This is a genomic window from Streptomyces sp. NPDC047869 (genome assembly GCF_040704065.1).
GTDB lineage: Bacteria > Actinomycetota > Actinomycetes > Streptomycetales > Streptomycetaceae > Streptomyces.
Genome location: NZ_JBEYRK010000056.1, coordinates 1 through 16,525 on the forward strand (window position 1 = coordinate 1; position 16,525 = coordinate 16,525).

At 73.6% G+C, this 16,525-nt stretch carries 17 protein-coding genes and 4 pseudogenes; 6 read left to right on the forward strand and 15 right to left on the reverse strand.

Going from position 1 to position 16,525, the window contains the following annotated elements:
- The 5 genes and pseudogenes from AB0924_RS38025 to AB0924_RS38045 form a co-directional block, all read right to left on the reverse strand.
- A pseudogene (locus AB0924_RS38025) lies at positions 1–216 on the reverse strand (hypothetical protein); the annotation flags it as partial.
- A 272-nt stretch (positions 217–488) separates the two neighbouring features.
- Positions 489–1,853, reverse strand: a complete 1,365-nt coding sequence (locus AB0924_RS38030; RefSeq protein ID WP_366913948.1) for an alkaline phosphatase — start codon at positions 1,851–1,853, stop codon at positions 489–491.
- 108 nt (positions 1,854–1,961) lie between these two features.
- Positions 1,962–2,768, reverse strand: a complete 807-nt coding sequence (locus tag AB0924_RS38035) for an SMI1/KNR4 family protein (RefSeq protein WP_366913949.1) — start codon at positions 2,766–2,768, stop codon at positions 1,962–1,964.
- Positions 2,769–2,955: 187 nt separating this feature from the next.
- On the reverse strand, positions 2,956–3,744 hold the full coding sequence (locus AB0924_RS38040; RefSeq protein WP_358940399.1) for an STAS/SEC14 domain-containing protein: 789 nt from the start codon (positions 3,742–3,744) through the stop codon (positions 2,956–2,958).
- Between the two features lie 171 nt (positions 3,745–3,915).
- Complete coding sequence (locus AB0924_RS38045; RefSeq protein ID WP_358940400.1) at positions 3,916–4,317, reverse strand: metalloregulator ArsR/SmtB family transcription factor; 402 nt, start codon at positions 4,315–4,317, stop codon at positions 3,916–3,918.
- A 179-nt stretch (positions 4,318–4,496) separates the two neighbouring features.
- Between AB0924_RS38045 and AB0924_RS38050 the strand changes: the two are divergent.
- Positions 4,497–4,709: pseudogene (locus AB0924_RS38050) on the forward strand (heavy metal translocating P-type ATPase); the annotation flags it as partial.
- Positions 4,710–4,747: 38 nt separating this feature from the next.
- On the opposite strand, the gene AB0924_RS38055 reads toward AB0924_RS38050, so the two are convergent.
- The 5 genes from AB0924_RS38055 to AB0924_RS38075 all read right to left on the reverse strand — a co-directional run bounded on the left by AB0924_RS38055 (position 4,748) and on the right by AB0924_RS38075 (position 8,188).
- Entirely contained in the window at positions 4,748–5,713 is a 966-nt protein-coding gene (locus tag AB0924_RS38055) for a pirin family protein (protein WP_358940401.1), read from the reverse strand.
- Positions 5,714–5,780: 67 nt separating this feature from the next.
- Positions 5,781–6,149, reverse strand: a complete 369-nt coding sequence (locus AB0924_RS38060; RefSeq protein ID WP_358940402.1) for a hypothetical protein — start codon at positions 6,147–6,149, stop codon at positions 5,781–5,783.
- Positions 6,146–6,835 carry a SigE family RNA polymerase sigma factor gene (locus tag AB0924_RS38065; protein ID WP_358940403.1) on the reverse strand — a complete coding sequence of 230 codons (690 nt, stop codon included), beginning with the start codon at positions 6,833–6,835 and terminating at the stop codon, positions 6,146–6,148. The genes AB0924_RS38060 and AB0924_RS38065 overlap by 4 nt, the downstream gene beginning before the upstream one ends.
- 61 nt (positions 6,836–6,896) lie before the next feature.
- The gene (locus tag AB0924_RS38070; protein ID WP_366913950.1) at positions 6,897–7,370 is read right to left on the reverse strand and encodes a hypothetical protein; all 474 of its coding nucleotides are present in this window, start codon (positions 7,368–7,370) and stop codon (positions 6,897–6,899) included.
- 122 nt (positions 7,371–7,492) lie between these two features.
- Positions 7,493–8,188, reverse strand: a complete 696-nt coding sequence (locus AB0924_RS38075) for a type 1 glutamine amidotransferase domain-containing protein (RefSeq protein WP_358940405.1) — start codon at positions 8,186–8,188, stop codon at positions 7,493–7,495.
- Positions 8,189–8,396: 208 nt separating this feature from the next.
- On the opposite strand from AB0924_RS38075, the gene AB0924_RS38080 reads away from it, so the two are divergent.
- Positions 8,397–9,317 (forward strand): LysR family transcriptional regulator, encoded by a 921-nt coding sequence (locus AB0924_RS38080; RefSeq protein WP_366913954.1) that lies wholly within the window; start codon positions 8,397–8,399, stop codon positions 9,315–9,317.
- Between the two features lie 152 nt (positions 9,318–9,469).
- Positions 9,470–9,826: a cupin domain-containing protein gene (locus AB0924_RS38085; protein WP_358940406.1), complete on the forward strand. Its 357-nt coding sequence runs from the start codon at positions 9,470–9,472 to the stop codon at positions 9,824–9,826.
- A 54-nt stretch (positions 9,827–9,880) separates the two neighbouring features.
- Here the strand turns inward: AB0924_RS38085 and AB0924_RS38090 are convergent, their stop codons facing one another.
- From AB0924_RS38090 to AB0924_RS38110, 5 genes are all read right to left on the reverse strand, one after another.
- Positions 9,881–11,230, reverse strand: coding sequence for a VWA domain-containing protein (locus AB0924_RS38090; protein ID WP_366913951.1), 1,350 nt, complete (start codon positions 11,228–11,230; stop codon positions 9,881–9,883).
- Entirely contained in the window at positions 11,227–12,084 is an 858-nt protein-coding gene (locus AB0924_RS38095; protein WP_366913955.1) for a MoxR family ATPase, read from the reverse strand. Before AB0924_RS38095 ends, AB0924_RS38090 begins: the two co-directional genes overlap by 4 nt.
- Positions 12,085–12,187: 103 nt before the next feature.
- On the reverse strand, positions 12,188–12,835 hold the full coding sequence (locus AB0924_RS38100; RefSeq protein ID WP_366913952.1) for an LUD domain-containing protein: 648 nt from the start codon (positions 12,833–12,835) through the stop codon (positions 12,188–12,190).
- Entirely contained in the window at positions 12,832–14,310 is a 1,479-nt protein-coding gene (locus tag AB0924_RS38105) for a LutB/LldF family L-lactate oxidation iron-sulfur protein (protein WP_358940409.1), read from the reverse strand. Before AB0924_RS38105 ends, AB0924_RS38100 begins: the two co-directional genes overlap by 4 nt.
- Positions 14,307–15,062 (reverse strand): (Fe-S)-binding protein, encoded by a 756-nt coding sequence (locus AB0924_RS38110; RefSeq protein WP_358940410.1) that lies wholly within the window; start codon positions 15,060–15,062, stop codon positions 14,307–14,309. Before AB0924_RS38110 ends, AB0924_RS38105 begins: the two co-directional genes overlap by 4 nt.
- A gap of 193 nt (positions 15,063–15,255) precedes the next feature.
- Between AB0924_RS38110 and AB0924_RS38115 the strand changes: the two are divergent.
- The 3 genes and pseudogenes from AB0924_RS38115 to AB0924_RS38125 form a co-directional block, all read left to right on the forward strand.
- Positions 15,256–15,516 (forward strand): annotated as a pseudogene (locus AB0924_RS38115) (rhamnose ABC transporter substrate-binding protein); the annotation flags it as partial.
- Between the two features lie 39 nt (positions 15,517–15,555).
- Positions 15,556–15,699: pseudogene (locus AB0924_RS38120) on the forward strand (L-rhamnose mutarotase); the annotation flags it as partial.
- 288 nt (positions 15,700–15,987) lie between these two features.
- Positions 15,988–16,525 (forward strand): transposase (locus AB0924_RS38125; RefSeq protein WP_366913953.1); only part of this gene is annotated, 538 nt, incomplete at its 3' end.

Below are 16,525 nucleotides of genomic sequence, written 5' to 3' on the forward strand. Positions count from 1 at the left end.
CTGCTGCTTCTCCTTGGCCCCGTTGTACTTCTCGGTGGCCTGCTCCGCCTGCTCGTAGAGCTTGTCGACCTTCGCCTTGACCTCGTCCTTGCCGAGCTTCTCGCTCGGGGCGGCGTTGGCGGCGTTCGCGCTCAGCGCGACGGCGGCGGCCGCCGCGGTGGTCAGCACGGTGACACGCGTGCGGCTGGGCTGCTTGGGTCGACGGTGGGACGCCACTAGGGACGGTCTCCTTGCTCCTTCGGCCGCCTGCCGGGCACGTCGGTGGGCGGGCCCCTGCGCCGTCACTCGGCTTGAGTGATCGCCTGAGCGGGGGGCTGGAGCCTGACCTTAATGACTTTCCTATGGATAGATCAAATGTTTGCATGCCGGGCTCCGCTCGCCGTGCGTGGCCCCGGGACGCCGGGAGGGCGTGCCGTCGGCCGGACGGCACGCCCTCATGGGGACGTCGCCGCGGGGGAGTTGTCGCGCTCCGCCGCGGCCGCGCGGGCTCAGTGCAGGCGCAGTGCCTCGCGGACCGTGGCGAACAGGTCCGTCTGGTTGGTGACGCCGAGGACCCGGTAGGCCAGCGGGCCCTGGGCGGCGATCCGGACCTCGGTACCGGTGTGCTCCTGGGACTGGCCGGGGGTGTTGGTCGAGTAGTTGACCTTGAGCTGCTGGCCCTCGTCGGTGACCAGGGTGGAGGACAGGCCGGGCGGGGTGGCCTCCAGCGGCACGATCTGGCTGGTGTGGCCGTGGTCGGCGGTGGTGACGACCAGGGTGCCGGGGTGCTTGGCCGCGTAGGCGCGGGCCACCTTCACCGCGCGGTCGAACGCGGCGGTCTCACCGATCTGGCCGCACGGGTCGGCGGCGTGGTCCTGCTTGTCGATCGAGGCGCCCTCGATCTGCAGGAAGAAGCCCTGCTTGGAGTGCTTGGCCCGCTGCTTGGCCTCCAGCAGTTCGATCGCCTTCGTGGCGGAGTCGGCGAGGCTGGGGGTGGTGGCCGGGCGGTTCGGGTTGGAGGTGACGCACCGCTGCGGGGCCGTGCCGCCGACCGCTGCCGCCTTGCCGGTCCACTCGGTGGCCACGTTGCCCGGGGCGAAGAGGCCGAGGACCGGCTTGCCCGACTTGGCCGCCTTCATGGACGCGTTGTCCGTGACGACCTGGTAGCCCAGCCTCTGCGCCTGCTGAGTGACCGTCAGGCCCTTGTACCTGCCGTCGGTGACGGCCTGGTCGAAGCGCTGCCTGCCACCGCCGAAGAGGACGTCGACCTTGTGGTTGACCTCCTGCTCGGCGATCGAGCCCGGACCGCCGGCGGCGATCGTGTCGGCAGGGCACTTGGCCATGTCGGCCGGTCCCTGGCAGGAGCGGTCGGTGGCGTGGGAGGCGAGCACGGCCGGGGTGGCGTCGGTGAGTTCGGCGGTGGTGACGTCGCCGGTGGCGTAACCGCTCTTCTGCGCCAGCTCCAGCAGGGTCTTCACCGGCTTGTCCGTGCCGGGGGTCTTGGAGATACGGCCGTTCACCGTCTTCACACCGGTGGCCCAGCCGGTGCCGCTGGCGGCGGAGTCGGTGACGTAGTCCGGGGTGCCGTCGGCGTGCACGGCGTAGGTGGTGTAGGCGCCGGTGAGCGGGAACCTGTCCATGTTCAGGCGCCCGTTGGCGCCCACGGTGTAGTCACGGGCGAGGGTGATCTCCGAGTCGCCCATGCCGTCGCCGATCAGCAGGATGACGTTCTTCGCCTTCCCGCCCTGGATCGCGTTCCGCGCCTGCTCCGTGCCGCCGGAGGCGCCGGCGGCGCTGGTGACGGCCACGGCGGCGGTGGTGGCGGTGACCAGCGCGGTCGCGACCGTGAGGCGACGGCGGGTGGCTCTGTGCATGGAATGGCTCCTTGAGGCGTCAGGTGATCGGAAACGGTCCGACGGGGACCAGATCACCAGGCGCCGGCGAAGCGCGGGTGAACTACCGGCCGTGTGCACGTATCCAGGTCATGACACGCGGTAGTTCATGAACCAGTGGGTGTCGAAGTAGCGGGCCAGCGTGTAGGGATGGAGCGGGTCCGCGAGGGCGTGGCAGACGAACCGCGCGGTCCCGCGGTCGAAGAGGAGGTCCCTCGTGTTGTCGAAGGACCGGACCACGACCGGCCACTGGTCGGGGTCGTCGCCGTCGGTCCGCCAGCAGTACAGGTCCTCGGCCTCGGTGCCCGCCCAGATGAGCAGACCGTCCTCCCGGAGGCTCGTCCACGGCTCCTGGTTCAGGTCCAGATATCCGTCGAAGCCGCCCACGCCGAACGTCTCGACCATGCGCTTGTAGTCGGCCGGCAGCGCGGTGCCCAGACGCGATTCCAGTTCCGCCCAGTCCACGTCCGGCCGCTCGTCGGGCTGGTTCCAGCCGGTGATCTCCTTGAGGCGCTCCAGCCAGTCGACGTTCTCGCCGTCCTCGTCGGAAAAGACCGCCAGGGGCTGCGGCACCTCCCGGGGAGCCACCGCCAGCACCGGCCGCTCGGCCCCCTCGGCGTCCAGGGCCGTACCGGTGGCGACCCATTGGTCCCCGTACGCCCAGGCCCGTATGGTCACGGCCCGGTCCTGGAAGGGGACGAGGAGGGCCGCGCCCCTGGACTCGTCGACCGTCGGATCGGTGAAGCCGTCGAGGACGAGGGTGCGCGGGGTGCCGTACCTGTCGCCGAGCAGGTCGGTCAGTGCCTGCACGTCCAGATCGCCGGGCAGGTACATGTGGCCGGCTTCCGGCCCGAGTCGGTCCAGCAGGTCGTGCAGGGCGGGTTGGGTGAGCTCCATGCCGCACAGTGAAGCGCACCGCACCGACAACGCACGCTTCGGCACCCCGCCCACCCGGGCGCGGTCAGGTCCGGCCGGCGCCAGCGGCACGCCGCGCGGTCGCCGACCGCCGCACGCCCGTGACGCGCCGGCCCGGCCCACGTCGTGCGCCGCCCGTACCCGGAGCCGGACCGAACGGCCCCGGCGGTCAGTCCGCCGCGCTGGTGCCCGGGGCCGTGGCCGCGGGGTCGCGGCCGGGAGGGCCCGAGGCCCAGGCGACGGCGTCCTCGAGCTCGGCGTACTCGAACCGCCGTACTTCGGCCCGGACGAAGTGGTTCGCGAGATGGGGTGCGAGTTCGGCGAACCTGCTGTCGGCGGCCAGCGCGATCCGCTTGACCCTCCGGTGGTGGTCCCGGACGAACCGCACGTGCCGGAGCAGGCTCCGGAAGTTCTCCCAGCCCGGGAAGGCGCGCGCGTGCACCACCACGCCGGCCAGTGCTTCATGGGTGGCGAGCCAGTTGTCGACGGTCTGCGCCAGCGCGTCGAAGTCCTGGACGCGCAGCGGCTGATCGACCTCGATCACGACGACCCGGGCCTCGGACCGGAGCCGGTGGGAGACGCCGGGACCTTCGGGCAGCGAAGTGAGCCAGCGCAGCGCCTCCTCGCGGTCCGCGCAGCCGTAGACGCGTACCGGACAGGGCATCAGGAAGCTCGCGAGCCGGGTCGACTCCCGGATCCAGCGGATGTCGCTGACGACCGCGCAGCCCTCGAACAGGCGCATGGAGCCGATGCCCACCTTGAGGTCTTCCCACCCGGCCGCCGGCCTGTACGACCTGAACTCCGGGCCGCACTCCCACAGGAGCCGGATGCGCCGGCCCTCCCTGCGTGCCTCGTCGAGGAGCGGCTCGATCACGGCCTCGTAGTCGTCCTTCGTCACCGTGCCGATCGCCTTGACCGCGTCCACTCCCGGAGGCGCGTCCTGGGCTCTTTCCAGCATGGCGTTCCTTCTCTCAGGTCGGCCCGGCCCTACCGCTCAGCACCAGTGTGGAGTGCCCGCCCCCCGCGCGCACACCGGCGGGCGGCCGCGACCGAGCGGGCCGACCCGGCGAGGACGACCGCGCCTGACTCGACGACCGCCGGATCGCCGAAGCCGCCCCGGATCCGCCGGTCAGGCGCCTGTCAGACCCGCCCCTTCCGGCTCCGGCTCGGTGCGGGCGGCGGCGTCGGCCAGGCCGAGGCGCAGGTGCTCGACGTGGTGGATGGCCTGGTCGATGAGTTCCGCGACGTGGTTGTCGTACAGGGAGTACACGATCGAGCGGCCCTTGCGGGTGCCGACGACGAGGCCGAGGTTGCGCAACAGGCGCAACTGGTGGGAGCAGGCCGACTGCTCCATGCCGACCTCGGCGGCCAGCTCGGTAGCGGGCAGCGGGCCCTCGCGCAGGCGGGACAGGATGAGCAGCCGCGAGGGGGTCGCCAGCGCCTGGAGGGTGGTGGCCACCTTGGCGGCACCGGCCGCGTCCAGGCTCCTGCGCGGGACGTGTCCTGACGGCTGTGCGGCTCCATGACCCATGCGCTCATGGTAGCGGCACCACGAATGAACACATGAATGAGTCTTCATTTATTCCTGTTGCGGTGGCGAGGTCGGACCCCGCCCACCACGAAGGACCCGCGCCGATGTGATCCACTCTCACTCGACCGGCGCCGCCCGGTACCGTCCCGGACACCGGAGCGCCCCGCCGCCGCACCCGGATCCTCGCCCTGCCCGAGGCCCGCTGGGCGGCCGCCGCGCTGGTGCTGCTCCTGATCGCGCTGCCCCTCTACCTGTCCGGGGCACCGGCCTGGACCTGGGGCACGCTGTTCGCGGCCGCCTACGCGACCGGCGGCTGGGAGCCGGGCTGGGCCGGGCTCCGGGCGCTGCGGGAGAAGACCCTGGACGTGGACCTGCTGATGGTGGTCGCCGCGCCGTGGTTCGGCCGGCGAGGGCTCCGTGCCCGCGCGGGTCAGCGCACCCGTCCCCGCGGCTTCAGCGGCACCGCGGGCAGCTCGGGCGCGCGCAGCGGGGCGCCGTCGTAGCCCTTCACCTCGCCGAAGCGGGTGCCCGTCGCCCAGTCCTCGCGGGCCTGCTCGATCTCCGCCTGGGTGCGGGCGACGAAGTTCCACCACATGATCAGCTCCTCGGCGAACGGTTCGCCGCCCAGCAGCATGATCCCGGCGTCCGACTCGGCGCGCAGGGGGAGTTCGGTGCGGCCGCAGCCGAGGTAGAGCATCGAGCCCGGCAGCACCGGTACGCCGTCCACGTGCACCTCGCCGGACATGGCCAGCACCCCGTACTCGAAGTCGGGGTTCAGGGGCAGGCGTACGTCGGCGCCGCGGGTGAGTTCGAGGTCGGCGCCGACGATCGGGGTGAACGCCGTACCGGGGGAGGACGCTCCGTCGAGGTCGCCGAGGATCACGGTGGCGGTCAGACCGGGGGCCGTCACCTGGGGCAGCTCGGCGTGGTACTCGAACTTCGGCTCCGTATGGCGGTGTTCGTCGGGGAGCGCGACCCACAGCTGCGCTCCGTGCAGGAAGCGCGCGTGGGATCTGGGGCTCTCCTCGGAGTGGCTGATCGCCCGGCCCGAGGTCATCAGGCCCAGCTGCCGGGGGCCGATGGTCCGGAGGCTGCCGGTGGAGTCGCGGTGCAGCACCTCGCCCTCGTGCAGCCAGCTCACCGTCTGCAGCCCGATGTGCGGGTGCGGCGGGACCTGCATACCGGGCTCGTCGGCGATGTCGTCGGGGCCGTAGTGGTCGACGAAGGCCCAGGCGCCGATCATGCGCCGGCCCAGGTTCGGCAGCAGCCGGCGCACCTCGGTCGACTCGCCCAGCTTCACTCGGCGAGGGCTCAGCAGTTCACGGACGGGCTCGGCGACGACGAATCCGCGGCCGCCGCACACACTCGGTACCGGCGCGCGGTCAAGGTTGCTCATGCGGCCCAACCTAGTCGTCCCGGAGCCCGGACGCGGACAGACCTGTGCCCGGCGTTGCCGCCGGGCGCTAGGGTGCCGGGACGCCCGGGCTGCCCGGGCTGCCCGGGCTGCTCGGTGACGGCCGGGCCGGCGACGGCGGGGCGGTGGTCGGCACCGGTGTCGGGGTGCCCGTCGTGGGCCGGGGGGAGCGGGCCGGCTCGGCCGGGCGGGGCCGGTCGTCCCGGACGGTGAGGAAGACCAGGGCCGCCACCGCGGCCAGCGCGAGCAGTCCCGCGGCGATACGGCGTACCGGCAGCGGGCGGGAGCGCGTCGCGGCGGACGGCGGGCGCGGTGGCCGCAGGTCGGCCGGGCCGACGGACTGGGCGCGTGCGGCCAGGGCGGCCCGCAGCCGTTCCTCGACCCGCGTCGGTGCGGTACCGGTGGCGGAGTCGTTCATCGCAGACCCTCCAGACGTCGGCCGAGGGCGTCCAGGGCCCTGCTGGCCGTGGACTTCACGGCGCCCCGCGACAGGCCCAGCGTCGCCGCGATCTGGGCCTCGGTCAGGTACGACCAGTAGCGCAGCACCAGGACCTCGCGCTGCCGCGGGGTCAGCGTCCGCAGGGCCGCCAGCACCTCCCGGTGGTCCTCGTGCAGCAGGACGTCCTCCTCCGGCGGGGGCACGTGCCGCTCGGGTTCGGGGGTGTGCGCCCGTACGGTCCTGCGCCGCCGCAGCACCGAGCGGGCGCCGTTGACGACACTCGTCCGCAGATACGCCTCCGGGTCGTCGAGCGAGCCGAGGCGGTGGCCGTGGCGGCGGAACAGCGCGGTGAAGGCGTCCTGCACGACGTCCTCGGCCGTGGGCACGTCGTCGACGAGCAGCACCGCCAGGCGCACCAGGGAGAGCCTGCGGTGGTGGTACAACTCCTCGATGCCCGGCGGGGTCTCGGCGGCGGCCGGCCCCAGTGCGCCGATGCCGGTGCCGCCGCCGGCCGGTGCCGGGGCGGCCGGGCCCCCGGCGCGGACGCGGGCGAGGAGACGGGCACGCAGGAGCGCGAGCCGGGGTGCCGGGCGGCTCCGCCCGCGGGCCGGGGCGTGGGACGGGCCCCAGGGCAGGGGCGCCGCCGGGGGTGTGGCTGTCGTCATGGATCTCCCGGCCGGTGCGCGGGCAGCCGCATGGGGCGGCTCCCCGCACACCGGCGCTGCCTCAGTGGTGCCGCCGAACCGGCGCGGGCGTGGCGAGCCGGCTCGCCGGGACGGGACTCGGCGACGCCGTCCGGTGGCCGTGGTGCGGGGCCGGAGCGGGCGCCGGGGTGCCCGGACGCGTGGGGGACGGCACGGGGGAGGGGGCCCTGGTGCCCGGCACCGACGGCACGGGGGTCGGCCTGTGCGGGCTGGACGGCACGGGGGTCGGGGCGACCGTGGGCGGCTGCGAAGGCGAGGGGACGGGCTTCGACGTCGGCGGCCGGGTCGGGGACGGTACGGGGGACGGCGTCGCGTGGCCGCCCGCGGGCGACGGCGCGGTGGTGGCGCCGGAGTGGGAGGCGGGCCGGGCGTCGCCCTGCACCGCCTGGGCGGTCATGGTGCCGCCCACGGCCAGGGCCGCGCCGACGGCGGAGACCCCAAGGACGGTGCGCAGCCTGCGCTTGCGGCCGGGGCGGGGGAGTTGCTGTGCGGACATGGGTTCCTTCGGTCGCTCGGGGTCGGACGTGGGTCGAAGTGGAGGCCTCCACCCGGACAGACGTCCGACCCCGGACGAGGTTGCACCCGGCGACCGGGAAATTCTCCGCGCCCGCGGCCGGGTCAGCCCAGCAGCTTCAAAAGCTCCTCGGCGACCGGGGCCGAGGAGGCCGGGTTCTGGCCGGTGATCAGGTTCCGGTCGACGATCACGTGGGGGGCCCACGGCTCGCCCGGCCGCACGTCGACGCCCGCGTCGGTCAGCCGGTCCTGGAGCAGCCACTTGGCCTGTCCGGCGAGGCCGCCCTGGGTCTCCTCCTCGTTGGTGAAGGCCGCGGCCCGGTAGCCGGCGAAGGCGTTGGAGCCGTCGGCCCGCACCGCCGCGAGCAGCGCGGCCGGACCGTGGCACACCACGGCCAGCGGCTTGCCCGAGTCCAGGGCCGTGACGAGCAGCCGGCCCGAGTCGGCGTCCACGGCCAGGTCCTCCATGGGGCCGTGCCCGCCCGGGTAGAACACGGCGGCGAAGTCACCGAGGTCCACCTCGGCCACCTTCACCGGCTCCCGCAGCTCGGCGATCTCCGCGACGGCGCGCGCGATCTCGTCGGCCCTGTCCTGGCCGCCGTTGACCTCGGCGGCCAGGCTCGCGCGGTCGACCGGCGGCACCACACCGCCCGGCGTCGCCACGACGACCTGGTGGCCCGCCGCCTTGACGGCGCGGTAGGGCACCACGACCTCCTCGGCCCAGTAGCCGGTGGGGTGTCGGGTGCCGTCGGCGAGCGTCCACAGGTCGGCGCCGGTCAGTACGAAAAGGATCTTCGACATGGATCTCTTCTTTCAGGTGCCTGCTTCTTCGGTACGAACGTAGGCGAGGCGACCCACAGGAAACCAATGAAGGATCCAATGCCCGACATCGGAACCCCTATGGGTGGCGGGGAACAGGTCCCGGTGAATACTCGGACGAGTGGAGACCCCTGACCCTGCCCCGCCCCGTGCCACGTCATCTGCCCCGTCCCGTGCCTCGTCCCCTGCTATTTCCTCCGCCCCGCCGCCCTCCCTCCCGCTCGACCTGAACCTGCTGCGCACCTTTCTCGCCGTCTACCGCTCCGGCTCCTTCACCGGCGCCGCCCGTCTGCTGGGCCTGTCGCAGCCGACGGTGACCACGCAGATGCGCGCACTGGAACGCCAGAGCGGCCGGGAGCTGTTCGAGCGGCTGCCGCGCGGGGTCGCGCCGACGCCCGTGGCCGACGGACTGGCCGCCCGGATCGCCGGACCCCTGGACGAGCTGGCCGGCGTGGCCGGTCCCCATGCGCCGGAGGGCGCCCGCGCGGAGCCCGTCCACCTCGCCGGGCCCGCCGAGTTCCTGTGCAGCGCCGTCCTGCCCGCCCTCGCCCCGCTGGTCGCCGAGGGCGTGCGGCTGCGGGTGGCCACCGGCCTGACCGATCAACTGCTGGACGAACTGCGCGCGGGCCGCCACGACCTGGTGATCGCCACCACCCGGCCGCGCGGCCGCACGCTGCACGCCGTGCCGCTCAGCGACGAGGAGTTCGTCCTGGCCGCCGCCCCCGTCTGGGCCGGTCCGCTGCGGGACCGGCTGCTCGCCGAGGGGCCCGCGGCGCTGCGCTCCGTACCGCTGATCACCTATGCCGAGGACCTGCCGATCGCCCGCCGCTACTGGCGGCACGTCTTCGGCCGGCGCCTGTCCTGGACCGCGGCCGTCACCGTGCCGGACCTGCGCGGGGTGCTGGCGGCGGTGGTCGCGGGCGCCGGGTTCAGCGTGCTGCCCCGCTATCTGTGCGCGGACGCGCTGGAGTCCGGTGCGCTCGTGGAGCTGTTCGCGCCGGAGGACCCGCCGATCAACACCGGTTTCCTGGTCCAGCGCCCCGGCGTCCCGGACAACCCCGACGTGGCGCGCGTCCACGACCTCCTGCTGCGGGCCGGACGGAGCTGGTAGACGCCGCCTCCGGATGGCGCCTTCCGGACGGCGGGCCGACGATGGAGGCGTGGGGTGCGGTCACCGTCGTCTGTTCGCCGGTGCCGTCCGAGGCCGCCGGGGGCGGGGGCCGGCCCCGGCCGTGCCGAGCGGCCGGAAGGGAGGACACCGTCATGCTGGAAGTGAAGACGGTCGACAAACCCGACGAGCGGCGTGACTTCCCCCGCGGCCACCTCGAAGCCCTCCACCTGACCGGGCTCGACTTCGCGGTGGGCACCTTCGAACCGGGCTGGCGATGGTCGGAGTCCGTGGGACCGATCGCGGGTACCGCGAGCTGCATGGTCCACCACAACGGCTATGTGGTCCAAGGGCGGATGCACCTGCGGATGGACGACGGCGGCGAGAGCGAGGTCGGCCCCGGCGACGTCTTCGTCTGCGCGCCCGGCCACGACGCCTGGGTGGTGGGAGACGAACAGGTCGTGGTGTTCGACTTCGCCGGGACGATGGCGAACGTGTACGCCAAGAGCTGACACGGGCGCGCGTGGGGCCGCCGGGCACGCCCCGCGGCCCCACGCGAACCCGTCTCACACCGGCAGCAGACGCGCGATCAGCTCACCGAGCTGCCGGGCCGTGCGGCACTCGTGCATCTCGACCAGCTCGGCGTAGGCGGGCGCCGCCGAGTCGCCAGTGCCCCACTGGGCCCGCGGCTCGGGGTTCAGCCAGTGCACGCGCCGGGCGCGGCGGGCGAGTTCCCGGACGGCGGCCAGGTTCGGATCGCTCATGTTCGTACGGGCGTCCCCGAGCACGAACACCGTCGTCCGGGGCCCGACCGCGGCACCGTACCGCTCGGTGAACTCGCCGAGGGCGACGCCGTAGTCGCTGCTGCCGTGCCAGCCGGTGAGCGTGGCCTCCGCGCGGATACGGGCGCCGAGCCCGTCCGGGTCGGCCCGGCCGTGGGCGAGCAGCCCGGTCACCTCGTCGAGCCGGTTGACGAAGGCGAACACGCGGACCTTGCTGAACTGGTCGTGCAGCGCCTGCACCAGCAGCATCGTGAAGTCCGAGAACCCCGACACCGAGCCCGACACATCGCACAGCAGCACCAGTTCGGGCCGGACCGGACGGCGCCTGCGCAGCACCGGCCGCATCGGCACCCCGCCCGTGGACAGCGAGGAGCGCAGGGTGCGGCGCAGATCGATCGTGCCGCGCGCGGCCCGGCGGCGGCGCGCGGCCAGCCGGGTCGCCAGTTTCCGCGCCAGCGGCCACACCACCCTGCGCAGCTCGGCGAGCTGGTCGCGGCGGGCGTACAGGAAGTCCACCCGGTCCGCGGTCGGGGCGACGGCCCGCCGGGCGATCTCGTCCCGTCCGCGCCGCTCGGCGACCCGGCGCCGGGCCTCCGCGCCGACCAGCCGCCGGAACGCCTCGATGCGGCGTCTGATCTCGTCGTCCAGCAGCCGGTCCGTGAACCCCGCGCCGCCGTCCCGGCCCCGTACGTCGGCGCGCACCCGGGCCAGCAGGGTCTGCGGCCGGAGCCGGTCGAGCGTCTGGTGCGCCGACCAGCCGTCCGACCCCGGTGAGCTCCCGTACCCGCCGAAGCCGTCGACGGCCTCCGCGGCCAGCCGGGCCAGCAGCGCCCGGTCGTCGGCCGCCAGCGCCCGCGCGAGGCGGTCGCGCAGCTCCTCCCGGTCCGCCGGCGCCTGCTCCGGGCCGCCCACGCCGCGCGGGAAGTACAGGTCGAAGACCGGGTCGAACACGGCCCGCTGGGCCGGGCCGTGCAGGAGGGTCGCGGCCAGCCCCTCCCGCAGGAGCTCCCGGTCGGTGAAGCCGAGGGCCTCGGCGGCGAGGGCCGCGTCGACCGTCTCCCCGGTGCCGATCCGCACACCGTGCTCGCGCAGCGCGCCCACCAGCCCGGTGATCCGGCCCTCGACACCGGTCACAGCGCGTCCAGGTCCAGCTTGGCCGCCGCCTTCAGTACGTCGTCCTGGTGCTTGAGAAGTACGCCCAGGGTGTCCCGCACGACCGTCTCGTCCAGCGTGTCCGCGCCCAGGGCCAGCAGGGTGTGCGCCCAGTCGACGGTCTCCGCGACGGACGGCACCTTGCGCAGGTCCATCGAGCGCAGCGCCCCGACCACCCGGACCACCGACTCGGTGAGCGCCGCGCCGAGACCCGGCACCTTCAGCGTCACGATCCGCCGCTCCAGCTCCTCCTCCGGGAACCCGATGTGCAGGAACAGGCAGCGGCGGCGCAGCGCCTCGGACAGCTCGCGGCCCGCGTTGGAGGTGAGCACGACGAAGGGGCGGCGGGTCGCGGTGACCGTGCCCAGCTCGGGGACCGTCACCTGGAAGTCGCTGAGCACCTCCAGCAGCAGGCCCTCCATCTCGACGTCGGCCTTGTCGATCTCGTCGATCAGCAGGACGGTCGGCTCCTCGCCGCGGATCGCGGTGAGCAGCGGGCGGGGCAGCAGGAACTCCTCACTGAAGATGTCGGTGCGGGCCTCGTCCCAGCTCTCGCCGCGGCCCGCGCTGATGCGCAGCAGCTGCTTGGCGTGGTTCCACTCGTACAGGGCCCGGGACTCGTCGACGCCCTCGTAGCACTGGAGCCGGACCAGCCGGGCTCCGGCGACCTGGGCGACGGCCTTGGCAAGTTCGGTCTTGCCGACCCCGGCCGGCCCCTCCAGCAGCAGCGGCTTGCCCAGGCGGGCGGCGAGAAAGGCGGTCGTGGCGACGGCGGGCGAGGCGAGGTACCCGGTCTCCGCGAGGCGGGCGGAGACATCGTCGACGGACGTGAACAACGGGGCCTCCGGCTGGCTGGGGAACGGCGTCCGACGACTATCTAAGCGCTTGTTCAGCGCTCCTGTCACGCGGTTCCGCATCCCGCCCGGGCGGAAGCGCCGCTCACTCCCCGGTCATCAGCACCACTTCCAGGGTGCGCGGCCCGTGCACCCCCTCCACCCGGTCGAGTTCGATGTCACTGGTGGCGGACGGGCCGGAGATCCAGGTCAGCGGGCGGGCGGGGGCCAGGCGCCCGAGGGCCTGCGGGACGGAGGCGACCACCTGGTCCGGGACGCGCACCACGCAGATGTGGTGGTCGGGGATCAGGGTGATGCGGCGCCGGCCCTGGTCGGGGGAGCCGTCCAGGACGAGGGTGCCGGTCTCGGCGATCGCGACCGCGCAGCCGGTGACCACGCTGTCCACCCCGTCGAGTTCGCGGGCCGTGCTCGCGGCCCGGTCCTGGACGCGGGTGGGACCGCTGGCCGCCAGCCACCCGGCCGGCAGCCCCGGCGGCACGAGCACCCGCTCGGCGCCGCGCGCCGCGAGCAGCCGCCCGATCAGGTCCGGCAGCCCGCCGGCGTCCGTGCGGTGCACGACCGCCCGGTAGTCCGCCAGGTTCTCGGCCAGCAGTTCCACGGTCCGCTCGGCCGTACGGTCGCCGTGCTCGCGCAGATAGTCCCGCGCCACCGCCTCCTCGTACGGCCGCTCGTCCGCGGGCAGGTCCGCGAGCGCCCGCCGCACCCGGCCCAGGATCCGGTCCCTGCCGCTCACTTCGCCGTGTCCTTCCCGCCGTTCGTACGCTGCCACCAGTCCCGGAACGGCTCCGCCGGCACCGCCGGCAGGTCCCGGGTCCCGCTCCACGCCCGGCCCGGACCCGGAAGCGTGCGCGGATGCAGCCGGCGGGTGCGGGAGGCGAGCCGCTGTCCGGCGCGCAGCGCCCCCGGATGCGCGAACGCCCAGCGTGCGGCCCGCATCGCCGCCCGCTCGGCGGCATGGCCCCGGGCCGGTCTCAGCACCACCTTGTTGCCTGCCCGGACCGCCTGGCCGCCCTGCGCCACCCGCTCCCGCAGATGCACCAGCACCTCCGGGATGTCGATGGCGACCGGGCACACCTCGTAACAGGCCCCGCACAGCGAGGACGCGTACGGCAGGGATGCGTCGATCTCGCTGCCGGTGCCGCGCAGTTGGGGGCTGAGGATGGCACCGATCGGCCCCGGGTACACCGAGCCGTAGGCGTGGCCGCCCGCCCGCTCGTACACCGGGCACACGTTCAGGCAGGCCGAGCAGCGGATGCAGCGCAGGGCCTGCCGGCCGACCTCGTCGGCGAGGGTGTCGGTGCGGCCGTTGTCGAGCAGGACCAGATGGAAGGCCTCCGGGCCGTCCTCGCCGGTGGTGCCGGTCCACATCGACGTGTACGGGTTCATCCGCTCGGCCGTCGAGGAGCGGGGCAGCGTCTGCAGGAAGACCTCCAGGTCCCGCCAGGCCGGCACGATCTTCTCGATGCCGACGACCGAGATCAGCGTCTCGGGCAGGGTCAGGCACATCCGCCCGTTGCCCTCGGACTCCACCACCACCATCGTCCCGGTCTCGGCCACCATGAAGTTGGCCCCGGAGACGCCGACCTTCGCCCGCAGGAACTTCTCCCGCAGGTGGAGCCGGGCGGCCTCGGCGAGTTCGGCGGGGGAGTCGCTCAGGCCCTCGGGCGCCGGGCGCCCCCACCCGGCCATCTCGGTGCGGAAGATGTCCCGGATCTCACGCCGGTTGCGGTGGATGGCCGGGACCAGGATGTGCGAGGGCCGGTCCTTGCCCAACTGCACGATCAGCTCGGCGAGATCGGTCTCGTAGGCGCGGATGCCCGCGGCCTCGAGGGCTTCGTTGAGCCCGATCTCCTGCGTGGCCATCGACTTGACCTTGACGACCTCCGACTCGCCGGTGGCCCGGACCAGTTCGGTGACGATCCGGTTGGCCTCGTCGGCGTCGGCGGCCCAGTGGACCGTGCCGCCCGCCGCCGTCACCGACTCCTCCAACCGCACCAGATACCGGTCGAGATGGCGCAGCGTGTGGTCCTTGATCCGCTTGCCCGCCTCCCGCAGCGCCGCCCAGTCGGACACCTCGTCGACCGCCCGGGCCCGCTTGGCCCGGATGGTGTGCGTGGCGTGGCGAAGATTGGCGCGCAGGGTGACGTCGCCGACGGCCTCGCGCGCGGCCTCGGGGAAGGCCGGCATGCCCAGGTACGTTCCGCTCATGCGGCCGGCTCCTCCTCCGTGCTCGCCAGGATCTCCGCGATGTGCACCGGCCGCATGCCCGTCCGCAGCCGGCTCATCGTGCCGCCGATGTGCATCAGACAGGAGTTGTCGGCCGCGCACAGCACCTGCGCGCCCGTCGACTCGGCGTTGCGCACCTTGTCCGCGCCCATCGCCGCCGACACCTCGGCGTTCTTCACCGCGAACGTGCCGCCGAACCCGCAGCACTCCTCGGCCCCCGGCAGCTCCACCAGTTCCAGCCCCTTCACGGCGTCCAGCAGCCGCCGGGGCCGGTCACCCAGACCCAGGGCGCGCAGTCCGTGGCAGGTGGGGTGGTACGTCACCCGGTGCGGGTAGTACGCGCCGACGTCCGTCACCCCCAGCACGTCCACCAGGAACTCCGTCAGCTCGTACGTCTTCGGCACCACCGGCGCGAGCACCGTGGCCAGCGTCCCGCCCCGGCCCTCGGCCCGTGCCCGCTCTCCCATGCGCGGATACAGCTCGCGGACCATCGCCCCGCAGGACCCGGACGGGGTCACGATCGCGTCGTAGTCACCGAAGACCTCGGCGAAGTGCCGGGCCAGCGGCTCCGCCTCGTGCCGGTAGCCGGTGTTGTAGTGGGCCTGTCCGCAGCACGTCTGGGCCATCGGGAAGTCGGCCTCGACCCCCAGTCTGGCCAGCAGTCTCACCACCGCCCGGCCGGTGTCCGGATAGAGCGTGTCGTTGACACAGGTCAGGAACAGGGCGACACGCATCGCGGCTCCTCGGTGTCGGTCGTCGGACGTTCGCAGGGTAGTCGGCGGAATCCGCCGGGCGGAGGGCGTGGCTCACGGCGTGGCGAGCCGTGCCGCCGCCTCCCGCCAGCGGGCGGTCCGCCGCGTGGTGTGGCCCTCGCCGAACTGGGCGAGAAGTACAAGGAGGTGGGCCCCTCCAGCGCCACCGACACCGACCGGCCTCGGCACCCCCGACGACATGCGCAAGTACGTCACGAACGGCACCGTCAGCGGCTTCGAGCTGTGGGACCCGGCGAAGCTCGGCGACCTGGCCGCCCGTACCGCCGTCGCCCTGGCCTCCGGGCAGATCACCGGCAAGGAGGGCGAGACCTTCAAGGCGGGCGGCACGACCTGCACCATCGGCAAGGACGGGGTGATCAACCTGGGCAAGCCGACCGTGTTCGACGCGAAGAACATCGACCAGTTCAACTTCTGACGGGCGAGGAGGCGTTGATGCGACGCGTGTGCTTCCTGCTTCGCCGCCGCCCAGGCCGGCATGGAGGCCACCGGAGTCAACGCCCGCTGGCAGGCGGAGATGGCGCCGTTCTTCGAATCGCTGGACGGCGCCCGGCCCGACGAGGAGATGACACCGCTCACGGAGGTGTTCCACCCGCCCTGACCGCTCCCGCGGGCGGGCCCGCCGCACCCGCCGTCACCGGGCCGGCCCGGACCCGGCCGGCCGGACCCCTCCCCGCCCTACGCCGCGGACCTCGCACCGCCCGCGCGGACCGGGCCGTGATGCCGGTCATCGGGTCTCCTTCGTGGATACCCCGGCCTTCAGGCCGGGGAGGAAACGAAGCTCCCGCGTAGCGGGGCAGGGAAAGGCGAATCGCCGCCAGGGCGATTCGGCGTCTGTGGCCACCGGCCGACACCCGCCGTTCACACGGGAACTGATACTGTGTGAGCTATGACGCAGCAGGTTAAGCGGGCGTTCAAGTACCGCTTTTACCCCACGAACGAGCAGGCGGCTGAGCTGTCCCGCACGTTCGGCTGCGTCCGCCTCGTGTACAACAAGGCGTTGGAGGAGCGCACTCGCGCGTGGTACGGCGAGCAGCGCCGCCTGTCCTACGTGCGGTCGTCCGCGGCGCTGACGCAGTGGAAGAAGACCGAGGAACTGGCCTTCCTGGCGGAGGTGTCCTGCGTCCCTCTTCAACAGGCGCTGCGCCACCTTCAGACCGCGTTCGGGAACTTCTTCGCCAAGCGAGCGAAGTACCCCCGGTACAAGAGCCGGAAGAAGTCCCGAGCGTCGGCCGAGTACACCCGCAGCGCGTTCACGTGGCGTGAGGGGCAGCTGACGCTGGCGAAGATGGCGGAGCCGCTGGACATCCGCTGGTCGCGCCCGCTGCCCGCGGGTGCGGAGCCGACCACGGCGACCGTGTCCCGCGACGCGGCAGGACGCTGGTTCGTGTCCCTGCTGTGCGAGGACACCATCACCCCGGCCCCCG